The 24,629-nt window shown below is 60.4% G+C and carries 23 protein-coding genes; 21 read left to right on the top strand and 2 right to left on the bottom strand.

All coding sequences use genetic code 11. From position 1 onward, the window contains the following. Positions 1 to 49 precede the first annotated feature (49 nt). Complete coding sequence (locus tag AC1ECN_RS03495) at positions 50 to 1,483, bottom strand: extracellular solute-binding protein (RefSeq protein ID WP_012756006.1); 1,434 nt, start codon at positions 1,481 to 1,483, stop codon at positions 50 to 52. Positions 1,484 to 1,780: 297 nt separating this feature from the next. On the opposite strand from AC1ECN_RS03495, the gene AC1ECN_RS03490 reads away from it, so the two are divergent. From AC1ECN_RS03490 to AC1ECN_RS03435, 12 genes are all read left to right on the top strand, one after another. Further along, positions 1,781 to 2,665, top strand: coding sequence for a sugar phosphate isomerase/epimerase family protein (locus AC1ECN_RS03490; RefSeq protein ID WP_017992894.1), 885 nt, complete (start codon positions 1,781 to 1,783; stop codon positions 2,663 to 2,665). 62 nt (positions 2,666 to 2,727) lie between these two features. Further along, entirely contained in the window at positions 2,728 to 3,954 is a 1,227-nt protein-coding gene (locus AC1ECN_RS03485; protein ID WP_477952211.1) for an ROK family transcriptional regulator, read from the top strand. 30 nt (positions 3,955 to 3,984) lie between these two features. After that, the gene (locus AC1ECN_RS03480; protein ID WP_128439591.1) at positions 3,985 to 4,962 is read left to right on the top strand and encodes a tagatose kinase; all 978 of its coding nucleotides are present in this window, start codon (positions 3,985 to 3,987) and stop codon (positions 4,960 to 4,962) included. Beyond that, on the top strand, positions 4,962 to 6,239 hold the full coding sequence (locus AC1ECN_RS03475) for a D-tagatose-bisphosphate aldolase, class II, non-catalytic subunit (protein WP_477952209.1): 1,278 nt from the start codon (positions 4,962 to 4,964) through the stop codon (positions 6,237 to 6,239). The genes AC1ECN_RS03480 and AC1ECN_RS03475 overlap by 1 nt, the downstream gene beginning before the upstream one ends. Positions 6,240 to 6,268: 29 nt before the next feature. Further along, positions 6,269 to 6,994 (top strand): SDR family oxidoreductase, encoded by a 726-nt coding sequence (locus AC1ECN_RS03470; RefSeq protein ID WP_012756011.1) that lies wholly within the window; start codon positions 6,269 to 6,271, stop codon positions 6,992 to 6,994. A gap of 11 nt (positions 6,995 to 7,005) precedes the next feature. Beyond that, positions 7,006 to 7,779: an SDR family NAD(P)-dependent oxidoreductase gene (locus tag AC1ECN_RS03465; protein ID WP_012756012.1), complete on the top strand. Its 774-nt coding sequence runs from the start codon at positions 7,006 to 7,008 to the stop codon at positions 7,777 to 7,779. A gap of 137 nt (positions 7,780 to 7,916) precedes the next feature. Then, on the top strand, positions 7,917 to 8,741 hold the full coding sequence (locus AC1ECN_RS03460; protein ID WP_477952206.1) for a class I fructose-bisphosphate aldolase: 825 nt from the start codon (positions 7,917 to 7,919) through the stop codon (positions 8,739 to 8,741). A 22-nt stretch (positions 8,742 to 8,763) separates the two neighbouring features. Further along, positions 8,764 to 9,918, top strand: coding sequence for a Gfo/Idh/MocA family protein (locus AC1ECN_RS03455; protein ID WP_130660892.1), 1,155 nt, complete (start codon positions 8,764 to 8,766; stop codon positions 9,916 to 9,918). Further along, entirely contained in the window at positions 9,918 to 10,589 is a 672-nt protein-coding gene (locus tag AC1ECN_RS03450) for a D-lyxose/D-mannose family sugar isomerase (protein ID WP_130660893.1), read from the top strand. The genes AC1ECN_RS03455 and AC1ECN_RS03450 overlap by 1 nt, the downstream gene beginning before the upstream one ends. Beyond that, positions 10,589 to 11,647, top strand: coding sequence for a carbohydrate kinase family protein (locus AC1ECN_RS03445; RefSeq protein ID WP_130654588.1), 1,059 nt, complete (start codon positions 10,589 to 10,591; stop codon positions 11,645 to 11,647). The genes AC1ECN_RS03450 and AC1ECN_RS03445 overlap by 1 nt, the downstream gene beginning before the upstream one ends. Positions 11,648 to 11,781: 134 nt before the next feature. After that, positions 11,782 to 12,570 carry an L-iditol 2-dehydrogenase gene (locus AC1ECN_RS03440; protein WP_477952204.1) on the top strand — a complete coding sequence of 263 codons (789 nt, stop codon included), beginning with the start codon at positions 11,782 to 11,784 and terminating at the stop codon, positions 12,568 to 12,570. A gap of 107 nt (positions 12,571 to 12,677) precedes the next feature. Beyond that, the gene (locus AC1ECN_RS03435; RefSeq protein ID WP_130662729.1) at positions 12,678 to 13,685 is read left to right on the top strand and encodes a zinc-dependent alcohol dehydrogenase family protein; all 1,008 of its coding nucleotides are present in this window, start codon (positions 12,678 to 12,680) and stop codon (positions 13,683 to 13,685) included. Between the two features lie 14 nt (positions 13,686 to 13,699). On the opposite strand, the gene AC1ECN_RS03430 is transcribed toward AC1ECN_RS03435, so the two are convergent. Further along, positions 13,700 to 14,719 carry a LacI family DNA-binding transcriptional regulator gene (locus AC1ECN_RS03430; RefSeq protein WP_130671926.1) on the bottom strand — a complete coding sequence of 340 codons (1,020 nt, stop codon included), beginning with the start codon at positions 14,717 to 14,719 and terminating at the stop codon, positions 13,700 to 13,702. A 275-nt stretch (positions 14,720 to 14,994) separates the two neighbouring features. On the opposite strand from AC1ECN_RS03430, the gene AC1ECN_RS03425 reads away from it, so the two are divergent. The 9 genes from AC1ECN_RS03425 (at position 14,995) to AC1ECN_RS03385 (ending at position 24,579) form a co-directional block, all read left to right on the top strand. Further along, entirely contained in the window at positions 14,995 to 15,783 is a 789-nt protein-coding gene (locus tag AC1ECN_RS03425; protein ID WP_245484704.1) for an IclR family transcriptional regulator, read from the top strand. A gap of 140 nt (positions 15,784 to 15,923) precedes the next feature. After that, on the top strand, positions 15,924 to 16,850 hold the full coding sequence (locus tag AC1ECN_RS03420) for a nitrilase-related carbon-nitrogen hydrolase (protein ID WP_130671927.1): 927 nt from the start codon (positions 15,924 to 15,926) through the stop codon (positions 16,848 to 16,850). A gap of 303 nt (positions 16,851 to 17,153) precedes the next feature. Further along, the gene (locus AC1ECN_RS03415; protein ID WP_130671928.1) at positions 17,154 to 18,209 is read left to right on the top strand and encodes a phenylacetaldoxime dehydratase family protein; all 1,056 of its coding nucleotides are present in this window, start codon (positions 17,154 to 17,156) and stop codon (positions 18,207 to 18,209) included. A gap of 127 nt (positions 18,210 to 18,336) precedes the next feature. Further along, a complete protein-coding gene (locus tag AC1ECN_RS03410; protein WP_130671929.1) occupies positions 18,337 to 19,842 on the top strand; it encodes an amidase in 1,506 nt (501 codons plus the stop codon). A gap of 55 nt (positions 19,843 to 19,897) precedes the next feature. After that, a complete protein-coding gene (locus AC1ECN_RS03405) occupies positions 19,898 to 21,136 on the top strand; it encodes an urea ABC transporter substrate-binding protein (protein WP_477952200.1) in 1,239 nt (412 codons plus the stop codon). A 140-nt stretch (positions 21,137 to 21,276) separates the two neighbouring features. After that, on the top strand, positions 21,277 to 22,143 hold the full coding sequence (locus AC1ECN_RS03400) for an ABC transporter permease subunit (protein ID WP_130671931.1): 867 nt from the start codon (positions 21,277 to 21,279) through the stop codon (positions 22,141 to 22,143). Beyond that, complete coding sequence (locus AC1ECN_RS03395; RefSeq protein WP_130671932.1) at positions 22,143 to 23,162, top strand: ABC transporter permease subunit; 1,020 nt, start codon at positions 22,143 to 22,145, stop codon at positions 23,160 to 23,162. Before AC1ECN_RS03400 ends, AC1ECN_RS03395 begins: the two co-directional genes overlap by 1 nt. Beyond that, a complete protein-coding gene (locus AC1ECN_RS03390) occupies positions 23,159 to 23,896 on the top strand; it encodes an ATP-binding cassette domain-containing protein (RefSeq protein ID WP_130671933.1) in 738 nt (245 codons plus the stop codon). Before AC1ECN_RS03395 ends, AC1ECN_RS03390 begins: the two co-directional genes overlap by 4 nt. Further along, on the top strand, positions 23,893 to 24,579 hold the full coding sequence (locus AC1ECN_RS03385; protein ID WP_477952197.1) for an ABC transporter ATP-binding protein: 687 nt from the start codon (positions 23,893 to 23,895) through the stop codon (positions 24,577 to 24,579). The genes AC1ECN_RS03390 and AC1ECN_RS03385 overlap by 4 nt, the downstream gene beginning before the upstream one ends. Positions 24,580 to 24,629 lie beyond the last annotated feature (50 nt).

Here is a 24,629-nt window from a genome sequence, read left to right as displayed (position 1 = left end):
CGGAAGATGACGGGTCGTCGGAACGACCCGTCAAGTTGGGGAGGATGTTTTATTTGCGATAGCCGAGCGAGGTGAGCTCTTCTTCAGCCTTGGCCGCCATCTGGTCGAGGCCTTCATCGGGCCCGATCTTGCCGGTCAGGATGTCATAGAAGATAGGAGCGGTCGCTTCACGCACCTGCGCATGGAAGGGGTAGGGGGGAGCGCCGGCGAAGAGCTTGCCGTCGTCCTTCAGCATCGTGTAGAAGCCGCCAAGCTTGACGTCCATCTCCTTCACCTTCGGATCGTCGAACGTCGCCTTGTTGGTGATGCGCGGTGCGGCGATGGCCCAATCGGGCTGCACTTCGTTCTGGCCGATGAATTCGAGGAACAGCAGTGATGCTTCCTTGTTCTTGGACGTGACCGGAACGCCGAAGGCGCCGCCATCGTAGTAGCCGATATAGCCCTTTCCAGCTTTCGCGTCGTCCAATACGCCCGGCTCGAGCGGCGGCAGAGCGAAACCGACCTGGCCGACCACCTTCGACTGCGCCGGATCGCTTGCGATCCACGCGGCGTTCTCACCGTAGATCAGGCCCTGGGCGACGCGGCCCGCGGCGAAGGTCGTCGCGGTTTCCGTCCAGGTTGACTGCGTCGATTCCGGAGGAGCGATGTCGCGCAGGTGCAGCCAGTACTTCAACGCGGCCTTCGCCTTGTCGCCGTTCATTGCGCCGCCATGTTCGACCGTCGCCGCATAATTGTTCTTGGCGTCGATGCCCCAATTGTAGACGCCGAAGGTCGGCGCGATGGACTCGAAGAATTCATACCAGGACGCCGGATGGCCGGTATGTGCCTGAGCGGTGGTGCCCCAGAGCTCCATACCGTTGTCCTTGCCGTACTTCGTGAAGAATTCGGCGATCTCGGTGTATTCCGCGTGTGTGGTCGCCGGCTTCAGGTCCTTGCCGGTTTCCTTCTTGAAAGCTTCCTTGATCTTCGGATCTTCGAACAGGTCCTTACGATAGAGATACGCCTTCAGGAAGGCTTCCATCGGAACGCCGAAGAGATCGCCGCTCGCGTCCTTGAAATAGTCGGCAAAGCTGGTGAAGTTCGCATCGTCGTAGGTCGGCGCCTTCAGATCCGGCTGGTCTTTAAGCGTCTTGGTGATGTCGACGAGGAAATTCCTGGCGAGATAGGAGTAGATGATGTCCTGCTCGATGTAGACCATGTCATAGATACCAGTCTTGGCTTCCATGTCCTTGATGGCCTTGTCGTACATCTGATCCCAGGACGTCGTCTCGATGTCGACCTTGATGCCGGTCTTCTTTTCGAATTCCGGAGCAAGCACATTCCTGATGTAGTTCGATGGCGGGGTGCTTTCGGTGACGCCGTGCAGTGTCACGCCCTTGAATTTGGCGCCGGCGTCGGACCAGAAATCAGCCCAGGCAGGCGAAGCAGTGGCGGCGAGGCTGAGCGTCAGCGCAAGCGCGCTAGCCTTCAAAGCATAGTTCATTTTCAATCCTCCCAAAGTGCAGCGAGATCATTTCGCCGGTCCTTTGTGTAGGCCAAAAAAACCACCGGCGCAACATTTGTTGTCTAAACATGCAAATAGAGGATCTATCCTATTGATTTTCGCAGAAACTAATTTCCGACGGAGGGTTGAATGCAATTGGCGCAAGCTTAAAATGTTGCATTGCAAGGTATTTTTGCAAAGCAGCAAAAGATTTTAAGCCAAAATTATTTGTTGTCTTGCCAAACTAAATGGCATAGCACTGTCCGCAGCCAAAGGCATTTTTTGGAGGAAAAGGCTATGCGTCGATTGGGTATCCATTCATTTGTATGGACAGGCGGCCAAACGCAGGAAGGGCTGGAGATGGCCCTCAACAAGACGGCCGAACACGGATATCGCACCATCGAATTTGCCTATCTGCGCCCCGAGAAATTCAATCTCGATCGACTGGCAAAGCTTGCGCAGTCGCTTGACGTGGAGATTGGCGTGACGATGGGCCTGCCGCTCGACAGGGACGTATCGAGCGAGGATACCTCAGCTGTGTCCGCCGGCAAGCAGACGCTGGCCGACGCCGTTCGGGCGGTCCGTGACATCGGCGGCAACAAGCTGGGCGGAATTCTCTATTCCGCGCACACCAAGTACAATCGCCAACCGACGAAGAAGGGCTGGGACAATAGCGTCGCCGCGATCGCCGCAACCGCCGAAGTCGCCAGACAAGCGAACGTCGACCTCGTCCTGGAGGTTGTCAACCGGTTCGAGACCAACCTGCTGAATACGGCAGCGCAGGGGCTGAAGTTCGTCGCCGAGACGGGATCGGAGCATGTCCGTCTCCACCTCGACACATTCCATATGAACATCGAGGAAGCCAATCCGGCCGCGGCGATCCGCTTGGCCGGCGACAAGATCGGCTACTTCCACATCGGCGAGAGCAATCGCGGTTACCTCGGTGACGGTGTCATCAACTTCGATCTGATCTTCGACGCTCTGCTCGACATCGACTACAAGCGCGACATCGTGTTCGAAAGCTTCTCGACGACGGTCGTGGACGAAGGCCTGTCGCTCGCCTGTGCGATATGGCGCGACACCTGGGAGGATAATGATCCGCTTGCGGCGCACGCGAAGCGCTACATCGAGCTGAAATATGACGAGGCCAAGCGCCGCCGCGCCACAAACGCGCGGCCCTGATTATCCCTCTGACAGCCTGTTCCAGTCGTGTAAGGGTTGGGCCGACTGAAGGGAATTGAAACATGAACGACACCGTCTCCATCGGAAGTTCGCCGCGCAGGATCCGACAGAACAATATCGTCGCCGCCTTGCAGACGATCTATGCCCACCGAAGCCTCAGCCGGGCGGATCTCGCCCGGAAGCTCGGGATGAATCGCTCGTCCTCGGGAGAGATCGTCGCCGAGCTGACGGAAGGCGGGTTTGTTCAGGAGTCGGACGAGAGCGGCAAGCAGCGCCTGGAGCATTCCCGTGCCGGGCGTCCTGGTATCATGCTCGAACTGGTCCCCGATGCCGCATTCTTCGTCGGGATCGAGATTGGCGTCGAGCATATATCGGCTGCAGTTGTCGATCTCTCCGCCGAAGTCCGGGCATGTCGGAAAATCGCGTTCGACACCATGTCGTCGACCGTGGAGGAGGCCGTGGCGCGGGGTGTCGAGCTGATCGTCGGCGCGATGGCGAAGGGGATGATCGGACGCTGCAAGGGTCTCGGCATATCGGCGCCGGCCCACATCCGGCCGGACGGAATTGTCACCCTCGCACCCATCATCGGCTGGCGGGAGGTGTCGTTGAAGGAGATTGGCCGATCCGCCTTCCTGGCCGCCTTCCCGGCCGCCGTCCCGATCGCAGTTGAAAACGACGCCAACGCGTTTGCGATCGGCGACAGCTATCGTCACGGCGTCTCAGGCGTGACCCTGTTCCTGCTGATGGAAACCGGCGTTGGTGGCGGTATCATGATCGATGGCAAGCTGTTCCGGGGCGGCCACGGCCTGGCGGGAGAAATCGGTCACACCCTGGTGCCGGGAAGCGGCGGTCAGAAGTTTGAGCAACTGATCGGTCGCGAAGTGCTGATCAGGCAGTATCGCGAGGCTATTGGACGTAAGCACGTCGATCTGCAGGAATTCCTTGGCGACGTTCATGACCGTGTCCCGGCCGCGGTCAATATCGCCGAAACCTGGTCGCGCCATCTCGCATATGCATTGCTGCAGGCCTGTCGGCTGCTCGACCCCGACAGGATCGTGCTGGGTGGCTCTGTGGCATCCCTCTACCCGATGGTGGCCGCCCGGGTGGCGGTCCACATGTCGGAGGGCCAGAGTATACCTTTCCCCACGCCGGAGATCGTCGYGGACGATGATGCGGAGTTCGGCTCCGCCTTCGGGGCGGCGTGCATGTTGCACCAGCGCTTTCTGTCATTGGAGAGCGAGGAGTTCGGCGGCGAGGACGGTGCGCTGATCCAGTCGGCGACGAGTTGACGACAAGAACGATCGAAAGCAGGATTGCAAATGACTTCAGTACTGGCTCCGGACCCGCTTGGTCCCACCGTTTGCGTAGGGGAGATCCTCGTCGAGATCGTCGCCACGACGGTCGGAGACGGCTTTCTCAAAGCCCAGCCGCTCGTCGGTCCGTTCGCGAGCGGAGCGCCGGCGATCTTCATCTCGCAATGCGGGCGCCTGGGCGGCAAGGCCGCAATGGTCGGCGCCGTCGGCGATGACGATTTCGGTCGTGTCAATACCGATCGCCTCAAACGCGACGGCGTCGACGTTTCGACGATCTCGATCGATTCGGATTACCCCACAGGCAGCGCCTTTGTCCGCTACCGCAAGGATGGCTCCAGGGATTTCGTCTATAACATCGCCACATCAGCAGCTGCGCGCTTCGGCTGGTCTCAAGCGGTCGGCGATCTCATCCATCGGAGCGGACATCTTCACGTGATGGGTTCCGCTCTGTCGGTCCCCAGCGCGCGCGCGGTGATCGACAAGGCGGTCGACATCGTCAAGGCGCGGGGCGGAACCCTCTCAGTGGATCCGAACATTCGCAAGGAATTGAAGCTGGATGAGGATACCGAGCGCCGCTTTTCCAAGCTTGTCGCTGCCGCCGATCTGCTTCTGCCGTCCGGAGAGGAGCTTGAGCGTGCCGCCGGCGTCGAAGGCGAGGCAGAGGCGATCCGCCGCTTGTTCGAGATGGGTGTCAAGGAGATCGTGCTGAAGCGCGGCGCCGAAGGCGCGACCTACTTCGGCAGGGACGGAGACCGCATCGACGCTCCGGCATTTGTCGTTCAAGAGGTCGACCCCACCGGCGCCGGCGACTGCTTCGGCGGTGCCTATCTTACCTGCCGGCGGCTCGGAATGTCTCCGCAGCAAGCTCTGACCTATGCCTCGGCCGCCGGCGCCCGCAACGTGACGGTCCTCGGTCCGATGGAAGGTGCCGGCACTCAGCAAGAACTCGATGCATTCATCGCTTCAACCGAAAGGCGCCCGTGATGCAGGTGCATCTCAACGAACTGGCCAAGATGAGGATCGAAGGCCACCCCAGAGGCGTGACCTCCGTATGCTCGGCCCATCCGATCGTGCTTCGCGCCGCACTCCGACACGGGCGGCAACAGGCAAGCACCGTCCTGATCGAAGCGACCTGCAACCAGGTCAATCACCTCGGCGGCTATACCGGAATGACGCCAAGCGACTTCGCGTCCCTCGTCCGCAAAATAGCAGTCGAGGAAGGGTGCCCGGAAAATCTGATCGTTCTCGGCGGCGATCATCTCGGCCCCAATCCTTGGCGTGACCGGCCGGCCGAAGAGGCCATGGCCGAGGCGGAGAAGATGGTTGCCGCCTATGTCGAGGCCGGGTTTCGCAAGATTCACCTCGATGCGTCGATGGGCTGCAAGGGCGAGCCGGTGGCGCTCGACGACGAAACCACCGCCCATCGCGCCGCCCGGCTCGCGGCGGTCGCCGAGGCCTCGGCGAAGAAGAGCGGCGGCGCAATGCCGGTTTATGTCATCGGCACCGAAGTGCCGCCGCCAGGCGGGGCCGATCATGCCCTGACAACCATCGATCCGACGGCGGCCGCAGCGGCGCTGAAGACGATCGAAGTCCACCGCCGGATCTTTGCGGAGGCAGGACTCGGCCAAGCGTTTGAACGGGCCATCGGGCTGGTCGTTCAGCCGGGCGTCGAGTTCGGCAATCAGAATGTCATCCTTTACGACCGCAGCAAGATAGACGCGCTGAAGTCGGTGCTCACCAAGGAGCCGCAGTTTGTCTTCGAGGCGCATTCGACAGACTATCAGGGGACCCAGCCCTTGGYCGCGCTGGTGGAGGATGGCTTTCCCATTCTGAAGGTCGGTCCCGAACTGACCTTCGTCCTGCGCGAGGCGCTCTACGCGCTGGATGCGATCGCATCGGACCTTTTGCCCGATTACGGCCAGCGTCCGCTCTATGCGGCGATGGAAGCGCTGATGCTCGATCAGCCCGGCAACTGGAGCCGCCACTACCACGGGACAAACGCCGAGATGCGCTGGCTGCGGCATTACTCGCTGTCTGACCGCATTCGCTATTATTGGGCGTCGGCTGAAGCCCAAGAGGCCGTCGGGCGCCTGTGCGAGGCGCTTCGAGGGCAAATTGTACCGCTGCCCTTGTTTTGGCAGCATATGCCGGCCGCACAGGAATTCGCAGATGCGCCGCTCGATCCGGAACAGGTTTTGATCTGGAGGGTGACGAAGAGTCTCTCGGACTATCACGCCGCCTGCGGCGTCGGGAAGAATTGACAATCAGGATCAAGACAGGAGGAAAATCGATGACGGAATTGAATGGGAAGATCGCGGCGGTCACGGGTGCTGCGTCCGGAATTGGACTCGCTTCGACGGAGGCAATGCTCGCCGCTGGCGCGACGGTCGTGCTGGTGGACCGCGATGAGAAGGCCCTTGAGACGGTTTGTGCCCGGCTTGGCGAGCGCGCTATTCCGCTCAAGATCAACTTGCTGGATCCGGGCGAGTGTGCGGGACTGCTCGATGGCATCCTGTCGAAGACCGGCAAGCTCGATATCCTGCATGCCAATGCAGGCACCTATATCGGCGGCGACCTGATGGAAACCGACCTCGATACCATCGATCGGATGCTCAATCTCAATGTAAACGTCGTCATCAAGAACGTTCGAAGCGTCATTCCGCACATGATCGAACGCGGCACCGGCGACATTGTCGTCACCAGCTCCGTCGCTGGACACTCGGCGATTCCATGGGAACCTGTTTATTCGTCATCGAAGTGGGCGATGACCTGCTTCGTCCAGACGATGCGACGCCAGCTTCTGAAAAGTGGCATTCGTGTGGGGTCGGTTTCTCCAGGGCCGGTGATCAGCGCTTTGCTTGCGGACTGGCCGGAGGAAAACCTTCGCAAGGCCAAGGAGGCCGGAGCCTTGATCGAGCCCAAGGAAGTCGCCGACGCGATCATCTTCATGCTGACCCGTCCGCGCAACGTCACTATCCGCGATATCGTCGTGCTTCCAAGCGCCTTTGACATTTGAGGAGACGCGAAATGAGCTACCAGCAGAAATTTCGCCTCGACGGCGAACGGGCGGTGGTCACAGGCGGAGGGCGTGCGATCGGTCTCTGCTGCACCGAGGCGCTGGCGGAGGCGGGCGCCGCCGTCGTCGTCATCGAACGCAGCGAGGCCGACGCTGTGCAAGCACTTGCGTTGCGCGACAGAGGCTACGACGTCGAAGTCCGGGTCGGCGACGTCACAGACGCGGCCCGAATGGACGCGATCGCGGCTGAACTCGCCGACGGCGGGCGGCCGGCGACCATCCTGGTGAACAATGCCGGAATTGGCCAGAGCGGCATCCCGGCGCAGGATCTCACCGACGCCGATTGGCTGCGCATGATGGACGTCAATCTCAACGGCGTCTTCTGGTGCTCGCGCGCCTTCGGCCGTCCGATGATTTCGATGAAACGCGGCGCCATCGTCAACCTCGGCTCGATGTCGGGGACGATCTGCAACCGGCCCCAGCCTCAGACGGCCTATAACGTCTCCAAGGCGGCAGTCCATCACCTCACGCGCTCGTTGGCCGCCGAGTGGGCACACCACGGTATCAGGGTAAATGCCGTTGCGCCCACCTATATCGAGACACCGATGGTGGTGGCCGTCGAAGCCAATCGCGAGCGTATTCCGCTCTGGCTCGCCGACACGCCGATGGGCAGGATGGGAACGCCGGAAGAGGTTGCCAGCGCGGTCCTCTTCCTCGCCTCGGGCGCGGCCAGCCTGATGACCGGGGCGATCGTCAACGTCGATGCGGGATTCACCTGCTGGTAGTTCTTCCCGGACGAGGCGCGAGCGCGCCTCGTCCGCATCGGAAAAACCAGTATGGAAACGTTACCACATTATCTTGACTCGCATTCCTGCTGCGTTTATCCAAATGTGGAAACGTTACCATATCGGGAGGAAGCTTGATGAAATCCGCGCGATTGAACCGACTTTTCGGCGTGTCTGGAAATTGTTTTGACGTTGCTATCGATCACGGCATGTTCAATGAACGGACTTTCCTCGCCGGCATCGAGAACATGAAGACTGCGATCGAGGTGATCGCGCAAGCGGCGCCGGATGCAATTCAGCTGCCGCCGGGAACCGCACCCATGCTGCAGGYGATCCCCGGCAAGCAGCGTCCGGCGCTGGTGCTGCGCACCGACATCGCCAACATCTATGGCAATCCCCTGCCGTCTCAGCTGTTTTCCGAAATGATCGACAGGGCGGTGGAACAGGGCGTTGCGTTGGATGCCGCCTGTGTCGTCGTCAATCTCTTGATGCTGCCGGACCAGCCGGAAGTCTACCGCGCCTGCGTGCGCAATGTGAACAGCCTGAAACGCGAATGCGAGATCTACGGCATGCCGCTGATGGTCGAGCCGCTCGTCATGCAGGACAATTCCAAGGGCGCCTACATGGTCGACGGCGCGATCGACAAGATCCTGCCGCTCGTGCGCCAGGCGGCCGAACTCGGCGCCGATATCATCAAGGCCGACCCCTGCGACAATGTCGAGGAATATCACCGTGTGGTCGAAATCGCCCAGGGCCTGCCGGTGCTCGTGCGCGGCGGCGGACGCGTTTCGGATCAGGAAATCCTGATCCGCACCAAGCAGTTGATGGAGCAGGGCGCCCGTGGCATCGTCTATGGCCGCAACGTCATCCAGCATCACAATCCCGGCGGCATGACGCGGGCCTTGATGGCGATCGTCCATGACAAGGCTTCCGTCGAGCAAGCCTCGCTGCATATTGGCTGACGCACGTCTGGGAGGAGATGTCATGACGAAAATATTCCGCTTCGGCGTCATCGGCTGCGGTCTGATGGGGCGCGAGTTCGCCAGCGCCGCGGCGCGCTGGCTGCATCTGGCCGATGTGAAGGCGCGACCGGAAATCGTCGCCGCCTGTGATACCAACGCAACGCTGCTCGACTGGTTCAGGGATCATGTGCCGACCGTTCGGCAGTTCACCGCCGACTATAAGGAGCTTCTGGCCAATCCCGAGGTCGATGCGGTCTATTGCGCTGTCCCGCATGTGCTGCACCAGCAATTCTACATCGACATCCTGAAGGCCGGAAAGCATCTTCTCGGCGAAAAGCCCTTCGGCATGGATGCCGCTCAGAACCGGGAGATCATGGCGGTTCTCGCCGAGCACCCCGAACTTCTGGTCCGCTGCTCGTCGGAAATGCCTTTCTTCCCCGGCGCGCAGAAGGTCATCGCGCTCGCAAAAAGCGGCGAGATGGGGAATATCCTCGAAGTCGAGGCGGGTTTCCTGCACTCTTCGGATATCGACCGGCAGAAGCCGATCAACTGGAAGCGCATGGCCGATATCAATGGCGACTATGGCTGCATGGGTGATCTCGGCATGCATGTGCTGCACGTGCCGCTGCGTCTCGGCTGGCGCCCGACCACCCTGCATGCGCAATTGGTCAAGAAGGTCACCGAACGTCCTGACGGCAAGGGCGGCATGTTGCCCTGCACCACCTGGGACAATGCCACGATCAGCAGCCGCGTGCGCACCGGGGATCAAGATTTCCCGATGGTGCTGAAAACCTGGCGCATCGCGCCCGGCGAATCCAACACCTGGTACATCCGCGTTCTCGGCATGAAGAAGAGCGCGTTCTTCAGCACGAAGTCGCCGCGCCAGTGGCAGTGGATGGACTATAATGGCGGTGTCCAGGCCTGGAGCACCGAGGATCTTGGTTATGGCTCGCTGTTTCCAGCCATAACAGGCAAGATCTTCGAATTCGGTTTTGCCGACGCCATACAGCAGATGTGGGCGGCCTTTGTAGATGAGCTTGCCGGAGGAGATGCCAACGGTTTCGGCTGCGCGACGCCGGCCGAGGCCCAGGCGCATCACGCAGTCCTGACGGCAGCCCTCAAATCCGGTCGCGAGGACGTCGTGGTACCGGTCGCGTATGACGGGGCGTCAGCCTGATGAGGCGCTCCGAGATCAACGCCGCGTTGCTGCGGGCAACCGAGACCCTCGAGCGCTGGCACTGGTCCTTGCCGGCATGGGGCTCCTGGACGGCGGCGGATTTTGCCGCTCATCCCGAGGCATCAGCCTATTTGCGCGCCCATCAGCTGGGTTGGGATGTCACCGATTTCGGCTCGGACCGGTTCGCCGAATGCGGTCTCGTGCTGTTTAGCCTGCGCAATGGCATCGTCGATATCTGGGGTGAACGGACCTATGCCGAAAAGCTGCTCTTCGTTGGCGAAGGGCAGGTTACGCCGACCCACCGTCATGCGGCGAAGATGGAAGACATCATCAATCGCGCCGGCGGCGATCTCGTCATCGAATTTGCCGCAACCGATGCCGATGGCAATGTGCTGGCGGAGGATGTGACGGTGCCGGTAGACGGGCTGCAGCACCGGCTCGCTGCATGGGAGCCGCTGGTTCTCCAACCTGGCCAGAGCGTGACGATCCGCACCGGGCTTTACCACCGTTTTTACGGCAGGAAAGGCGGCGGACCTGTCCTTGTCGGCGAGGTCAGCGAGGTCAACGACGACAACAGCGACAATTTCTTTCTGGAGCCGATCGCACGCTTTGCCGCGATCGAGGAAGATGAGCCGCCGCTGAGACCCTTGTGGAACGAAGGAGTCAGCTGATGCGAGCTGGGGAGGGGGTTCACGATCGCGACAGTCGGAAGCAGGGCGGCATCGTCTGCGCGGGAAACTTCATCGTCGATCGCGTCCACACCCTGTCCTATTGGCCCGAACAGGGCAATCTCGCGCATATCCTGAACCAGGATCTGGGCGTGGGGGGCGGGGCGGCCAATGTCGTCACCGATCTGGCCTCGCTTGGATTTCCCGGAAAGCTGGCGGCGGCGGGATGCATCGGCGCCGATCAGGACGGAGAGATCGTCAAGGCCCGCCTTGCACTTGCCGGCGTCGATGTCGGTGGGCTGACCGCGCTTGCCGACCGGGTGACGGCGCATACGCATGTCATGAATGTGCCCGGCCAGAACCGGACCTTCTTCTATCATGGCGGCGCCAACGATGCCGTCACCGACAAGCTTGTCTCACCCGCAGCCTTCGCCAAGGCCGGTTATCGGCTGTTCTATCTCGGTTATCTCATGCTGTTGCCGGGTCTCGACCGCATTGGCCTTGACGGCCGTTCGGGAGCATCGCGCCTGCTGGAAGCCGCGCGCTGCGCCGGCCTGACGACCTGTGTGGATTTCGTATCGAGCGAAGACCCGGAATTTGCGGCCAAGGTCGGCGTCGCACTGCCCTTCTGCGATTTCCTGATCATCAACGAGATGGAGGCGGGGCGGGCAACCGGCGTTATCGTTCGCGATGCGGAGGGAGATTTGATCGAGGCGGGGCTTTTGGAAGCGGGCGAGCGCCTGCTTGCCGCAGGCGTCGCCAAGGGCGCGATCATCCATGCGCCGGAAACCTGCTTCTGGTTTGCATCAGGCGCTTCCCCGATCATCACGCGTTCACGACCTGTCGATCCCGATGACATCGTCAGTACCGTCGGCGCTGGGGACGCTTTCTGCTCCGCCGTGCTCTACGGCCTGCATGAGGACTGGCCGGTCGAGCATATCTGCGCCGTCGCGCATGCCGCAGCTGCGCGTTGTCTCAAGGGGGCGACGGCCACCGATGGTATCCCCGACATGTCCGTCCTTCTTCGCGAGGCGAAGGAGACGAACCCGGAATCCGCTTAGCCCATTGGCGTCGCTCAGGAGGGCGGCTCCGATTATCGTTCAGTCAAAAGGGGAGGAGCAAACATGAAGCTATTCGTTATGGCAGCCGCGCACGGCGCCTTTGCCAATTTAGGCGCGACCGGGGAGGCAATGCAATGACATATGCGGAAACGGCGCGGCTCTCCGGTAAGGTGGCATTGGTCACGGGGGGAGCGAGCGGCATCGGCAAGGCGGTATGCGAACGTTTTGCCGCCGAAGGCGCGAGGGTTGTCGTGGCGGACCTCGACAGTGAACGATGCGCACGGGTGGCCGAAGCGATCGGCCCTCATGCCTGGGGTGTAGCGCTTGACGTGACCAGCCAGGACAGCATCGAAGAAGCTGCGCGCTTCACTATATCAACCGCCGGCAAGATCGACATCCTGGTCAATGCCGCAGGCATTTACGAGGTCGAGTCCATTCTGGAAATATCCCGGGAGCGGACCGCGAGGGTATTTCAGGTCAATATCGAAGGCCTGATCTTCATGACGCAGGCCGTTGCCCGGCACATGGTGGAGAGAGGGGAAGGTGGACGTATCATCAACTTCTCGTCCCAGGCTGGGCGCCGGGGCGAAGGACCGGCAGTGGCTTACTGCGCTTCCAAGGCGGCCGTCATCAGCATTACTCAAAGCTGCGCTTTGGAGCTGATCCGTTATGGGATCAACGTCAACGCCATCGCTCCCGGCGTCGTCGATACGCCGATGTGGGACGTCGTCGATGCAAAACTCGGCAGCCGGGAGGRTTTGAAACCCGGTGACGTCAAGCGCCGCGTGGCCGCCGCCGTTCCCGCCGGACGATTTGGCGCCCCCCACGAACAAGCTGCCATGGCGGCCTTCCTGGCCGGGCCCGATGCAGCATACATCGTGGCGCAGTGCTATAATGTCGATGGCGGCAATGTCATGAGCTGAGCGCTTGAGCCGTGCCCGGAATGGTCGATGCCGCGGGGCGGATGTCATCCTGCATACGGCTTCATCAGCACGAAGAGGCAATCGAACTTGATGTCTGGAGGAGTGAAATGAAGGCTGTACGCTTGGAGTCGATCGGGTCTTTGACCATGCGCAGCGTTGAGAAACCGGTTGCCGGGCCAGGCGAGCTGCTTGTCCGGATTGCAGTGGCCGGCATCTGCGGTTCCGATCGCCACATGTACAAGGGCGAGTATCCGACAGCGATCCCCGTGACGCTGGGCCACGAATTCTCCGGCATCGTCGAAGCGATCGGCGATGGGGTGACACGGTTTACCGGCGGTGAGTTGGTGACGGTCGACCCGAATATTTCGTGCGGCACCTGTCGGGCCTGCACGCAGGCGCGGCCGAACCTGTGCGAGAGCTTGACCGCCATCGGCGTGACACGGGATGGCGGCTTTGCCGAATATGTTGCGGTGCCGCAGGCCCAGGCCTTCGTCCTGCCGGCTGATCTCGATCCCGTTCACGGCGCCTTCAGTGAACCGCTGGCCTGCTGTATCCACGCCATCGACAAGGCAAGGATCCGTCCGGGCGACAGCGTCGCGATCCTCGGCGGGGGCGTGATCGGTCTGCTCATGGTGCAACTGGCTCGTCTGGCTGGGGCAGGCGAGATCATTTTGATCACGCGGCAGCAATCGAGACGCCAAACGGCTCTGCGCCTGGGGGCGACGCACACCTTCGACCCGGCCTCGGAAACAATCGCTTCTGTTCGAGAGGTCACCAAAGGCGGCGCAGACGTGGTCATCGAGTGCGCCGGCGTGAGCGACACGCTGCAAAGCGGTCTGAAAATGGCGCGGCGCGGTGGTACCTTCGTGCTTTTCGGGGTCACACCGGCGGGTGTCGAGGTGCCGGTTCTGCCCTTCGATCTGCTGGTAAACGAAGTCGATATCAGGCCGGCCTACCTCAACCCCTTCACCCATTCGCGGGCTGCGGCAATGGTCGCGAGCGGGGCGTTGGAGCTGGATGCATTGGTCACCAAAACCATCAGTCTCGAGGAGGTCGCCGACGTGGTGGGCAACGCGCCATTGCCAGGCGAGATCAAGGTCATCGTCCGGCCCTAGCTTCGGGGTCCACCTCAGTTGCGGACGGGGCCGGTGGAATCGCGCTCGATCAGGGTGACCGGCACTTTTACGATCGCACCTTGCCGAGATTCGTCTCCTGTTTGGTGTTCCTCGATCAGCGCTTCCAGCAGCCGTGCTGCCTGCTGTCCGACATCGCGGATCGGCTGCGCGACCGTTGTCAACCGTGGAAAGACGTAGGCAGCCTCCGGCAGATCGTCGAAGCCCACGACCGAATAGTCGCCCGGAACGGAAAATCCGCGATCCTGGATGGCATGGATTGCGGCAATCGCCGAAACGTCGGTCGTGCCGATGATCGCGGTGACCTCGGGTCGAGACGACAGCAATTCTCGCGCCAGCCGGTAGCTCTCTGCAAAGCTGTGCTCTTCCGCCATCGCCACGGTGGCAGGCGCGATCCCATCTTTCGCCATCTCCGCCGTGATGCCCTGAAAGCGAAGTTGGATCGGCTGGCTGTGGGCCGGCGCGCCGACGATGGCGATTGCCCGGTGGCCGAGGTCGACCAGATGGCGCGCCATCAGCCGTCCGCCTTCCTCGTGATCGGCCATGACAGCGTCGTCAGCGATGCCGCTCAGCTCGCGGTCAATGGCGATGATTGGAATGCCAGCGTCCCGGAGCACCCCGAAATGCTCGATGCTGCCGAAGGCGCTTGCCACGATGACGCCGTCGACGCGCTGGGCGAGCAGCATCGATATGTAGCGCACCTCATGGTCCATATTTTCCGCCGTGCTGCAGATCAGCGTCTGATAGCCGTGCTGGAACAGTTCCTGTTCGATCGCATGGGCGAGGATGCCGAAGAAAGGCACGTCGATCGACGGCAGCATCAGTCCGATCATCCGGCTTGGTGCACCGCGCAGCATACGGGCACCCTTGCTGGGCGTGTAGTTCAGCGTTCGGATAGCCGCCTCGACCCGCTCCCTGAGCTCAGGCGAGGCATAACCGCTGTTGTTGAGCACGCGCGAGACCGAAGAGACCGATGTTCCTGCAAGTTTAGCGATATGTCTGATGCTGGTCGTCACGTGCTCGCATTTCTTTATCTACGCCGCCGCGCGTCCTTTCCAGACCCGCAAAAGACGCTAGCACAGTAGCGGTCGAACATTCATCAGACGGGCTGCTGAAGTTCACCTTTTTCATTTGTCACTCACTAGATCACTAGCGGGGCGCCGCATCAAGCACGCGCCGCTAGTCAAAGATTTGGCCATCACAGCCGAAGGCCGCCGGTAGCCTGCGCTAACTTGCGTTAAACCACTACGCCGCTTAAAACGCCAATACACGGAATAGGATTGGCTTCCATATGTCGAAATCGGTATTGGCGTCCACAGCCATCAAAAGCACTGCTCCCGCCCTCTCCCGAGGGCTAAAGCTTCTAGAATTTATCGCGCGCAGCGACGAGCGCCAGACATTGACGACAATTGCGAAAGAGCTCGATATCGCCATGAGCTCGGCTCATTCTCTCTGCAAAACGCTGCAGACAGATGGCTATATCGAACGCTTTTCAGATGGAACCTTCGATCTCACTCTGAAGGTGCTCGATCTCGCGAGCTCCAAAATCAATAAATATGATATCGTGCAGCACTTCTATGACGCCTGCGACGATATTCCCATTATCCGAGAAAATGCGGCTGTCATCTCTGTGTTGGACGGCAGCGACGTCTTCTACATTGGATCACGGACGTCGCCACAGCCGCTGGGCGTGACTTTCAAAGTGGGAATGCGGCTGCCGGCTTGTTGTACGGCAAGCGGGCGAGCGCTGCTCGCGGCGATGACCGATGAAGAGGTGAAGGCGCTCTATCCCGACGACAAGCTGCCCCAGGTGACTAAGGCCAGTACCGAGACTCGTACCGAGCTGCTAGCGATTCTGGCCGAAGCGCGCCGCAACGGTTATGCGGTGGAAAAAGGCGGTACGCGGCCACATATGTACTCCTACGGCGCGCGCGTCGCCAGCTCGGTCGGGCGCTCGACTGCGGGGGTCGCGGTCATGCTCTACGAGGGCGACGCGACAGCCGAGGTCGAATCCAAGGTCGTTATCGCCGTCCAGGAACTCGCTAGCCGCCTGTCCAGATTCGGACAGATCCTCGCCTGATACCTTCGCTCGCTAGCCGCGGATTGTCCGTCTACGCTCGACGGCTCCGCGGTTTTTCTGTAGCGAAAGAGGACTTCAGCATATAGAATGCTATTCTGTATGTTGAATACCGAGGGAACGATGACGAAAGGGAGGTGGATATGACAAGGTTTCGAGCGGCGGTAGTTCAGGCCGCACCAGTTTCAGGCAACACGAGCGCGACGGTCGACAAGACGATTAGGTTGATACGGGAAGCCGCAGCTCTAGGGGCAAATGTTGTCGTGTTCCCGGAGGCCTTTATTGGCGGTTATCCGAAGGGCGCCAATTTCAATATCTACATCGGCGCACGTACGCCTGAGGGCCGTCAGGAATTCGCCGACTATCACGCAGATGCAATTGTCGTGCCCGGGCCAGAAACGGCCGACCTCGCCGAGGCCGTGCGTGAGGCGGAGCTCTTTCTGACAATCGGGGTGATCGAGCGCGACGGCGGCACACTATATTGCACGGCGCTCTATTTCACGCCCGAGGGCCTTGCAGGCAAGCACCGCAAGCTCATGCCAACCGGAGCAGAGCGGCTTTGCTGGGGCTTCGGCGACGGCTCAACGCTCGACACGGTCGAAACCCCTTGGGGGCCGATGGGCGCAATCATCTGCTGGGAAAACTACATGCCGCTGATGCGCACGGCCATGTATGGCAAGGGAATCACACTCTACTGCGCCCCCACTGCTGATGATCGCGACAGTTGGGCGGCGACGATGCGCCATATTGCGCTCGAAGGCCGCTGCTTCGTGCTTTCGGCTTGTCAATATCTAACCCGCAAGGATTTCCCACAGAGCATGGGCAACCGCATCACCGACGACCCGGAGGTAGTGTTGATGCGTGGTGGCGCCATCATCGTTGATCCGCTCGGCCGCGTGTTGGCCGGGCCGGATTATTCCGGGGAGACGATCCTCACGGCTGATCTCGACACCGATGACATCGTGCGCGCCCAGTTCGATTTTGACGTTGTCGGCCACTATGCCCGACCCGATGTGTTCCGATTGATGGTGGACGAGGAACCGAAAGCTGCGGTCGTGACACGAGCCTAGCGATCGAAAGACGAATCCCACCCCGGAGGTTCCGGGGAACAAGGGTGCTGCGGAAAGGGTTAGGCCTTTTCCGTCGGCACCCTTGTGTCGTTTTGTAACTATTTGAAAATATTTATCTATTTGTCATTTTCCCGCTTGACATCCGTTTTGACTGAAGACATTCAATATGTAGAATTATGTTCTATATGTTGAATTTTAATGCGCCTTCTGAACGGGCTCGACCCTGTCGGAAGTCGCTGGGAACTAGCTTCTTGCGCCGGCGACCGCTCGTACCGCAGAAGCCACGCTGGAAAGATGACGGGAATGGTGTTTCATATCGAATATGAGCGGACGATCCAGGCTCGTCGGCCCCAAGGCCATCAGCCGGCGGCGCCGCGCCATGCCCTTCGATGGACAAAGCCGATCGCCGCTATCGTCTCCGATTATTTTGCCATCCAGGGCCGCGATCTCGATTGGGAAGCGCAGGAGGCCTTTTTTCGCGATGCCGGTCAAAGCTTTGCCGGCCCCGACGGCCCCGAAGCCTTCGAAATCATGCGGACCGCTGATGAAGCAGGATATGTCAACGCGGTGATCGTTGGCTACTGGACCGATCCGGTTGCCCATGGGCGTTTCTCCCTCTCTTCTAAGCTGGTCGCCTGGCTTGCCGACGACGCTCGGCTTAACGGTCCCGTCGGAGCCTGGAGAGAAACGATCTCTGTTCCCTATGACCGGCATGAAACCATCTATTCAGAGAATTGGTATCGCATCGGTATCGGTCGGACGGCCGACAGTGTCATCGTCCCGATCACTACCAACGGCTTCTTCGGCGCGGCCCGCGATCGGATTCCGCTGTCGGCAATCGATCCGCTGGACTCTCCGCATGGCTCGATCATGCCCAAGGCTCGAGAGCTCCGCGGTAAGGGCCAACGGCTTTATGTACGTGCGCCGGTCAACATGGTGACGCTGCGCTCCGGGCAGTATTGGGCACATGCTGAGGCCGAGCAGCTCACGGACTATTTGGAAAACATGCGCCCCCGGCTGATGACCGGTATGAACTATCTTCTCGAGAACAAGGACGAGACGGGTACGCTTGCTCTGCGTGTGCTGACCAATCTAGACGAGGACGGGGCCGAGCGCCGTGAAACTTCGGTCGTCGCGCATTTCCTATCGCTTGAGCACCTCGAAGAATGGGCCGCATCGCACAAAACGCACCTCGACATCTATAGTCATGCCATCGCGATGAACCGGAAGCACAAGGAGGAAAGACAGTTCGTCTCATGGCACGAATTGTTTGTCAGCCAGACGGCGACTTTCGAGTACGTCAACTGCCACCCAGGAACGGGCCTGCTGCCCTATTTCGACGCGATCGCCGCCTGTTGACGCCGGAAGTGTATGGTCGCCGGCTTCCTCCAAGAGGACGGCTGCCGCCCTTGACAGGCCTGTTGAACAAACTCTAAATTCGTCATCATGAATTGCATTCAGCATATAGAATAATTGGGGAACCAAGATGACTGTTTGCCGCCCAACCCTCGGACAGCTCAAATCCGTCGCGGAGAGCCTGTCGTTCAATCTGTCAGATGAAGATCTCCGCTTCTTCATGGAAGAGATGCAGCCCGCGCTCGATCTCTATGACCTCGTCGAGGCACTGCCGGACAACTTGCCCGCGGTCAAATATCCCCGAGCACCGGGTATCCGGCCGACGGCGGGCGAGGACCCGCTAAACGCCTGGTATTTGAAGACCGAAATCAAGGGCGCCAGCGGCGGCAAGCTTGCCGGCAAGACCGTTGCCATCAAGGACAATGTCGCGGTCGCAGGTGTGCAGATGATGAATGGTGCCTCGACTCTCGAAGGTTATGTGCCCGACGTCGATGCAACCGTAGTGGTCCGCCTGCTCGATGCCGGTGCGACCATCGCCGGCAAGGCTCAATGTGAATATTTCTGTCTCTCCGGCGGCTCGCATACCGGTGCGCAGGGACCAGTGCGAAATCCGCACAACGCCGATCACTCGGCCGCCGGCTCTTCCTCGGGCTGCGCGGTGCTCGTGGCAAAGGGCGAAGTGGACATGGCGATCGGTGGCGATCAGGGCGGCTCGATCCGTACCCCTGCTTCCTATTGTGGCATTGTCGGCCTCAAGCCCACCTGGGGCCTCGTACCCTATACAGGTGCAATGCCGATCGAACTTACCCTCGATCATCTGGGGCCGATGACCCGCACGGTGGCCGACAACGCCTTGATGCTGGAAGTGATCGCCGGACCCGACGGGCTCGACCCGCGCCAGTCCGCGCTGGTCAAGCCGCAGCGATATACGGATGCGCTCGGAAAGGGCGTGGCCGGGTTGAGGATCGGTATCCTGAAGGAAGGTTTCGGGCATCCGGAATCGGAAGCGGACGTGGACGATGCAGTGCGTACGGCCGCATTGCGGTTCCGCGAACTCGGCGCGGAGGTCGAGGACGTTTCCGTTCCGATGCACCGGCAGGGGCCAGCGATCTGGTTGATCGTCGCCTTCGAGGGCGCAACTGAGCAGCTGATGAAGGGCAACGGCCACGGTTTCAATTGGAAAGGCCTCTATATCACCAGCATGGTGGCCGCGCATTCGGCCTGGCGCCAACGTGCCGATGAACTGCCGGACTCGGTCAAGCAGACCATGCTGATCGGGGAAAGCATGATCCAGGCCGGCCACGGCCGCTACTATGCCAAGGCACAGAACCTCGCTCGCAAGCTGAGAGCCGAATATGACGCAGCTCTTGCTCGCTATGACATTCTTCTAATGCCGACGACGCCGATGAAAGCGCCGCCGCTGCCCGGCCGGGAAACGTCGCGTTCGCTGGCACTGCGCCGTGCGACGGAGAACATGGCCAATACTTTTCCATTCGACCTGACGAGCCATCCGGCCATCAGCATTCCCTGTGGTTTCAGCGACGGCTTGCCATTGGGAATGATGCTGGTCGGTCGGCATTACGACGAGATGACACTCTATCGCGCTGCCCACGCTTTTGAACAATCCGCGGGGTAAACCGATCGAGCTGCCTAGCAGACCCAAAACCTGTAACCACAAAAAGGGGAACATCATGAGTATTTCAAGACGAGRCTTCCTGAAGACGGCGGCCACTTCCTCGGCCGTGCTGGCTGTTGGACCGGCACTTCTGAACTCCAAAGCATTCGCCGCGGACTACATTCTGGTCGGCGGCATTCACGACCTTTCGGGCGGCCTCGATCTCTATGGCAAGCCGATGGCAGACGCGCTTATCCTTGCTGCCGAGGAGATCAACGAAGGGGGTGGCCTGCTTGGCCGCCAGATCAAGCTGATCACCCAGGACCCACAGTCCAACATGCAGCAATATACCCAGATCGCCCAGAAGATGGCGCTGGGCGACAAGGTAGCCGTGGTCCAGGGTGGCATGACATCGTCCTCGCGTGAGGTCATCCGTCCGGTGCTGCACAAGGCCGGAACGCTCTATTTCTACAACACCCAGTATGAGGGTGGTGTCTGCGACCGCAACACCTTCTGCACCGGCGCGACACCGGCCCAGAACCTCGCCTCGGCTATTCCGGAGGCGATCGCGCGCTTCGGCAAGACCATCTATGTGGTCGCCGCAGACTATAACTACGGCCAGATCATTTCCGAATGGGTGAAGAAATATGCAAAAGAGCACGGCGGCGCGGTAGTCGCGGTCGAGTTCTTCCCGCTCGACGTGTCGGAATTCGGCCCGACCATCCAGAAGATTCAGGCGGCAGCGCCGAACATGGTCTTTTCGGCGCTGGTCGGAGGCGCGCACGTCTCGTTCTACCGGCAATGGGCCGGAGCCGGGCTCAACAAGAAGATCCCGCTCGTCTCCAGTACGTTCAGTCACGGCCAGGAACAGAAAGTTCTCTCTGCCGAGGAAGGCAATGGAATTGTGACCTTCGCCAGTTATTTCGAGACGATCGACACACCCGCCAACAAGGCCTTCCTCGCGCGTTGGCACAAGCGGTTCGGCGACGACTATCCTGTCGTCACCGAGTTTGCCTCCAATACCTATCAGGGTATGCATCTCTGGGCCAAGGCAGTTACCCAGGCAGGTACGACGGATCGCATGAAGGTCATCGAAGCACTGGAGACTGGCCTCTCGTTCGACGGCCCGAGCGGCAAGGTGACGATCGATCCGCAGAYGCATCACGTGAAGGTCGATGCCCGCATGGCCGAAACTGAGAACCAGACCTTCAAGATTCTGAAGCAGTGGGACCAACAGGCCTCCACTGACACGCAGGCAGTCTGTAATCTCATCGACAATCCGGACACCAATGAGCAGTTCGTGATCAAGCCGTAAGTCGGCTCCTCCCAGGACTGTCCGGCCGCTGACGATGGCCGGACAGTCTGGAGTCATGAAAGATCAATCGTCGCCGCGTCGCCTCTCTGCTTTTGAACAGCGCAAGAGAAGCACTGGCCTTTTCGTTAGGGACGCAAGCCGTGACCTTCGTACTCACAGCCGGGCTGGAAGTCCTGGCAGGCATTTCGAGCCTCGTGCTCATCGCCCTTGGCCTCGCCATCGTCTTCGGTATGATGCGCGTCATCAATCTCGCCCATGGCGAGTTCCTGATGCTTGGCGCCTACACCGCCATCACGGCCGTCAATCACGGGGTGAATTTCTATATCGCCATTCTGTTCATCGCACCGCTGACGGTCGGTCTGATAGGATTGATCGTGGAGCGATTGGTCATCCGGCATCTCTACGGTCGCATTGTCGACACGATGCTTGCGACCTGGGGCCTGTCGCTTCTGTTTGTCGGCCTGACAACCACCGTTTTCGGCAATACGACGACCGGGATTTCCTCCCCGATCGGCGCCGTCACCATCGGCAACGCTAATGTCAGCGGCTACAAATTCTTTATCATCGGGGTCGCCGTGGTGACCATCGTTCTCGTGATGCTTCTCCTTAGGAAGACCGAATTCGGGTTAATCGCCCGCGCAACCATGCAGAATCCCACTATGGCCGCGGCTGTGGGCGTCGATCCGAAGCGCACTTATGCCGTGACCTTCGCGCTCGGTGCGGCACTTGCCGGCCTTGCCGGCGGCGTCATGGCGCCGATCACAGGCATCGTGCCGGGCATCGGCACGACCTTCGTCGCGAAAGCCTTTATCACCGTGATTGGCGGTGGCGCCTCGGTCATGGTCGGCACGCTGACAGCTTCCACCATTTTCGGGACGGTCAATCAGGTGGCCAGTTTCCTGACGACCCCCGTTCTCGGCGAGGTTGCGATGCTGCTCACCGCCGTCCTCCTTGTCCGCCTTATGCCGCAGGGCATCACCGGCCGCTTTTTCCGAGGGAGCATTTGATGACCTTAGAACTCAATAACTGGGCCGCTGCCCTCGTCGCGGGCGCTGGAGCATTGCTGGCCATCTTTCTCATTCCCGCGATCTTCAATGAATATGAAGTCCTCCAGATGATGATCTACGTCATCCTGGCGATACTCGCCCTTTCCCTGGCCTTCATCTGGGGGATCGGCGGCATCCTTTCCTTTGGCCACGCCGTGTTCTTCGGGCTTGGGGCCTATTCCTATGCCATCGCCGCGATCAATTTCGGTGAGACGACTTCGGCCTTCTTCGTGGCGATCATCGTCCCGAGCCTGTTTGCGGCGGTTCTTGGCTACTTCATGTTCTACGGGCGGATCAGCGACGTTTATCTCGGTGCGATCACACTCACCGTATCGCTGGTCTTCTTCAAAGTCGCCAATTCCACCTCCGGTCCCTCCTATAGGATCGGCAAAGCGCCACTGGGCGGTTTCAACGGCATTCCCTCTGTGCCCCGGCTGACAGTTCCTGGCTTTCCGGAGTGGGAACTGGGCACGATTGAACTTTTCTCACTTTCAGTCGTCCTGCTCGGGCTCACCTATGTCGGACTGCGCTTTCTGATTTCGAGCGATTTTGGCCGCATTGTGCTCTCGGTCAAGGAAAACGAAAGGCGTTCGGAATTGCTCGGTTACGACGTGCGTCGCTACAAGCTGCTGACGTTCATTATCGGCGCGGCGATTGCTGGCATTGCCGGCTGTCTCTATGCCAACTGGGGCAACTATACCGATCCAAGCGTCTTCGCCCTGTCCCAATCGGTTCAGGTCATCATCTGGGTCGTGGTTGGAGGCGTGGGCACGTTGATTGGGCCTATCGTCGGCTGCTTCCTTCTTCAATGGCTGACCACATGGCTCACCACGATTGATACCATCAACAAGGACGTTATCCTGGGCGGCATTCTCACCATCGTGGTTCTGCTCCTTCCGCAGGGGCTTGTTCCGACAATCCGCAATCTTGCCCGGACCGTTGGCGCCAGGACGACCCGACATGAGGAAAAAGCGGTATGATGAGCGCAGCCAAACTCGTTGAAACCAAGGATCTCGGCATCCATTTCGGCGGCCTGCAGGCGGTGCAAGGCGTCAATTTCTCGCTCAATCAGGGAGAGCTTCGATGCCTGATCGGCCCGAATGGCGCGGGAAAGACCACCTTCTTCCGCCTTCTGACGGGAGTGCATAAGCCCTCTGTCGGAAGCGTCACAATCAACGGCACGCCGATCAAGGACCTTCAGACGCATCAGATCGCCAATCTCGGCGTCGGCATCAAGACGCAGATCCCGAGCCTCTTCGATAATCTGACCGTTCGGGAAAACCTCTGGCTTTCGGCCCGCAAGCGAAACGCACGCGCCGAAGCGGACCGGATTGCTGACGAGGCGCTGGAAACGATCAGGCTGGCGCACGCAGCCAAAACCGAGGTCGCCAAGCTGGCCCATGGCCAGCGGCAGTGGGTGGAACTCGGCGTCGTCATTGCCGGCCATCCGAAGCTCATCCTCCTCGACGAGCCTGCGGCCGGGATGACGGGCCATGAACGCGAGCGGACCGCCGAACTCATCCGCGACATCAACCGCACCTGCGCGATGATCGTCGTCGAGCACGACATGGAATTCATCAAGATGATCGCCAAGACCGTCACCGTATTCAACAGGGGCGAGGTGCTGATGGAGGATGCCGTCGACAAGGTGCTCTCCGACCAGCGCGTCAAGGATGTCTATCTCGGCAAGCAGACAGGGGGTGTGACGCTATGATTCTTACTGTTGCAGATCTCGCCTCCGGCTACGGCCGCATCCCGATCCTGAATCGCATCAGCTTCGGCGTAGCCGAGGGGGAATGTGTCGGAATCTGGGGACACAACGGCATGGGCAAGACCACGCTCCTGACCACGCTCCTCGGCTATCAACCGGCAACTCGCGGGAGCATCACGTTTGCGGGTGATGATGTGACGCGGCTTGCGACCCACAGCCGTGCGCGCCGCGGCATGGGCCTCGTGCCGCAGGGCCGGCAGATATTCCCGGCGCTGACAGTCGCCGAAAATCTTCGCATGGGCAGCGCCGTTTCCGGCGGGCACCGGGAAGGGGTGATCGRGGAGATACTTGAGCTTTTCCCCCGGCTGAAACCGCTTCTGTCGCGCACGGGGGGACTTCTTTCCGGTGGCGAGCAGCAACTTCTGGCGCTCGCGCGCTGCCTTTGCGGAAGACCAAAAATCATGATGCTGGACGAACCGACCGAAGGCATCCAGCCGTCGATCAACGAGGAGATTGTCGAAACCCTGATCGGGCTGCGTAGTCGCACACGCCTTACGCTGATTGTCGTGGAGCAGCGGCGGGAATTTATCGCCGCTCTCTCGGACCGCGTTCTGCTCATGCAGAAGGGTGAAATCTCGGCCGAGGTTCGGCCGGACGAACTGCTTAAGATGGACGAACTTCATTGACCGGCTTTCAGCCGGTTCCAACTTGCAAACCGAACCGAGGCGGCTGAAAT

The sequence above is a fragment of the Rhizobium sp. 01N447_2 genome (genome assembly GCF_056399245.1).
Note: the sequence above shows the minus strand (reverse complement) of the source record. Positions and strands in the feature narration are given on the sequence as shown.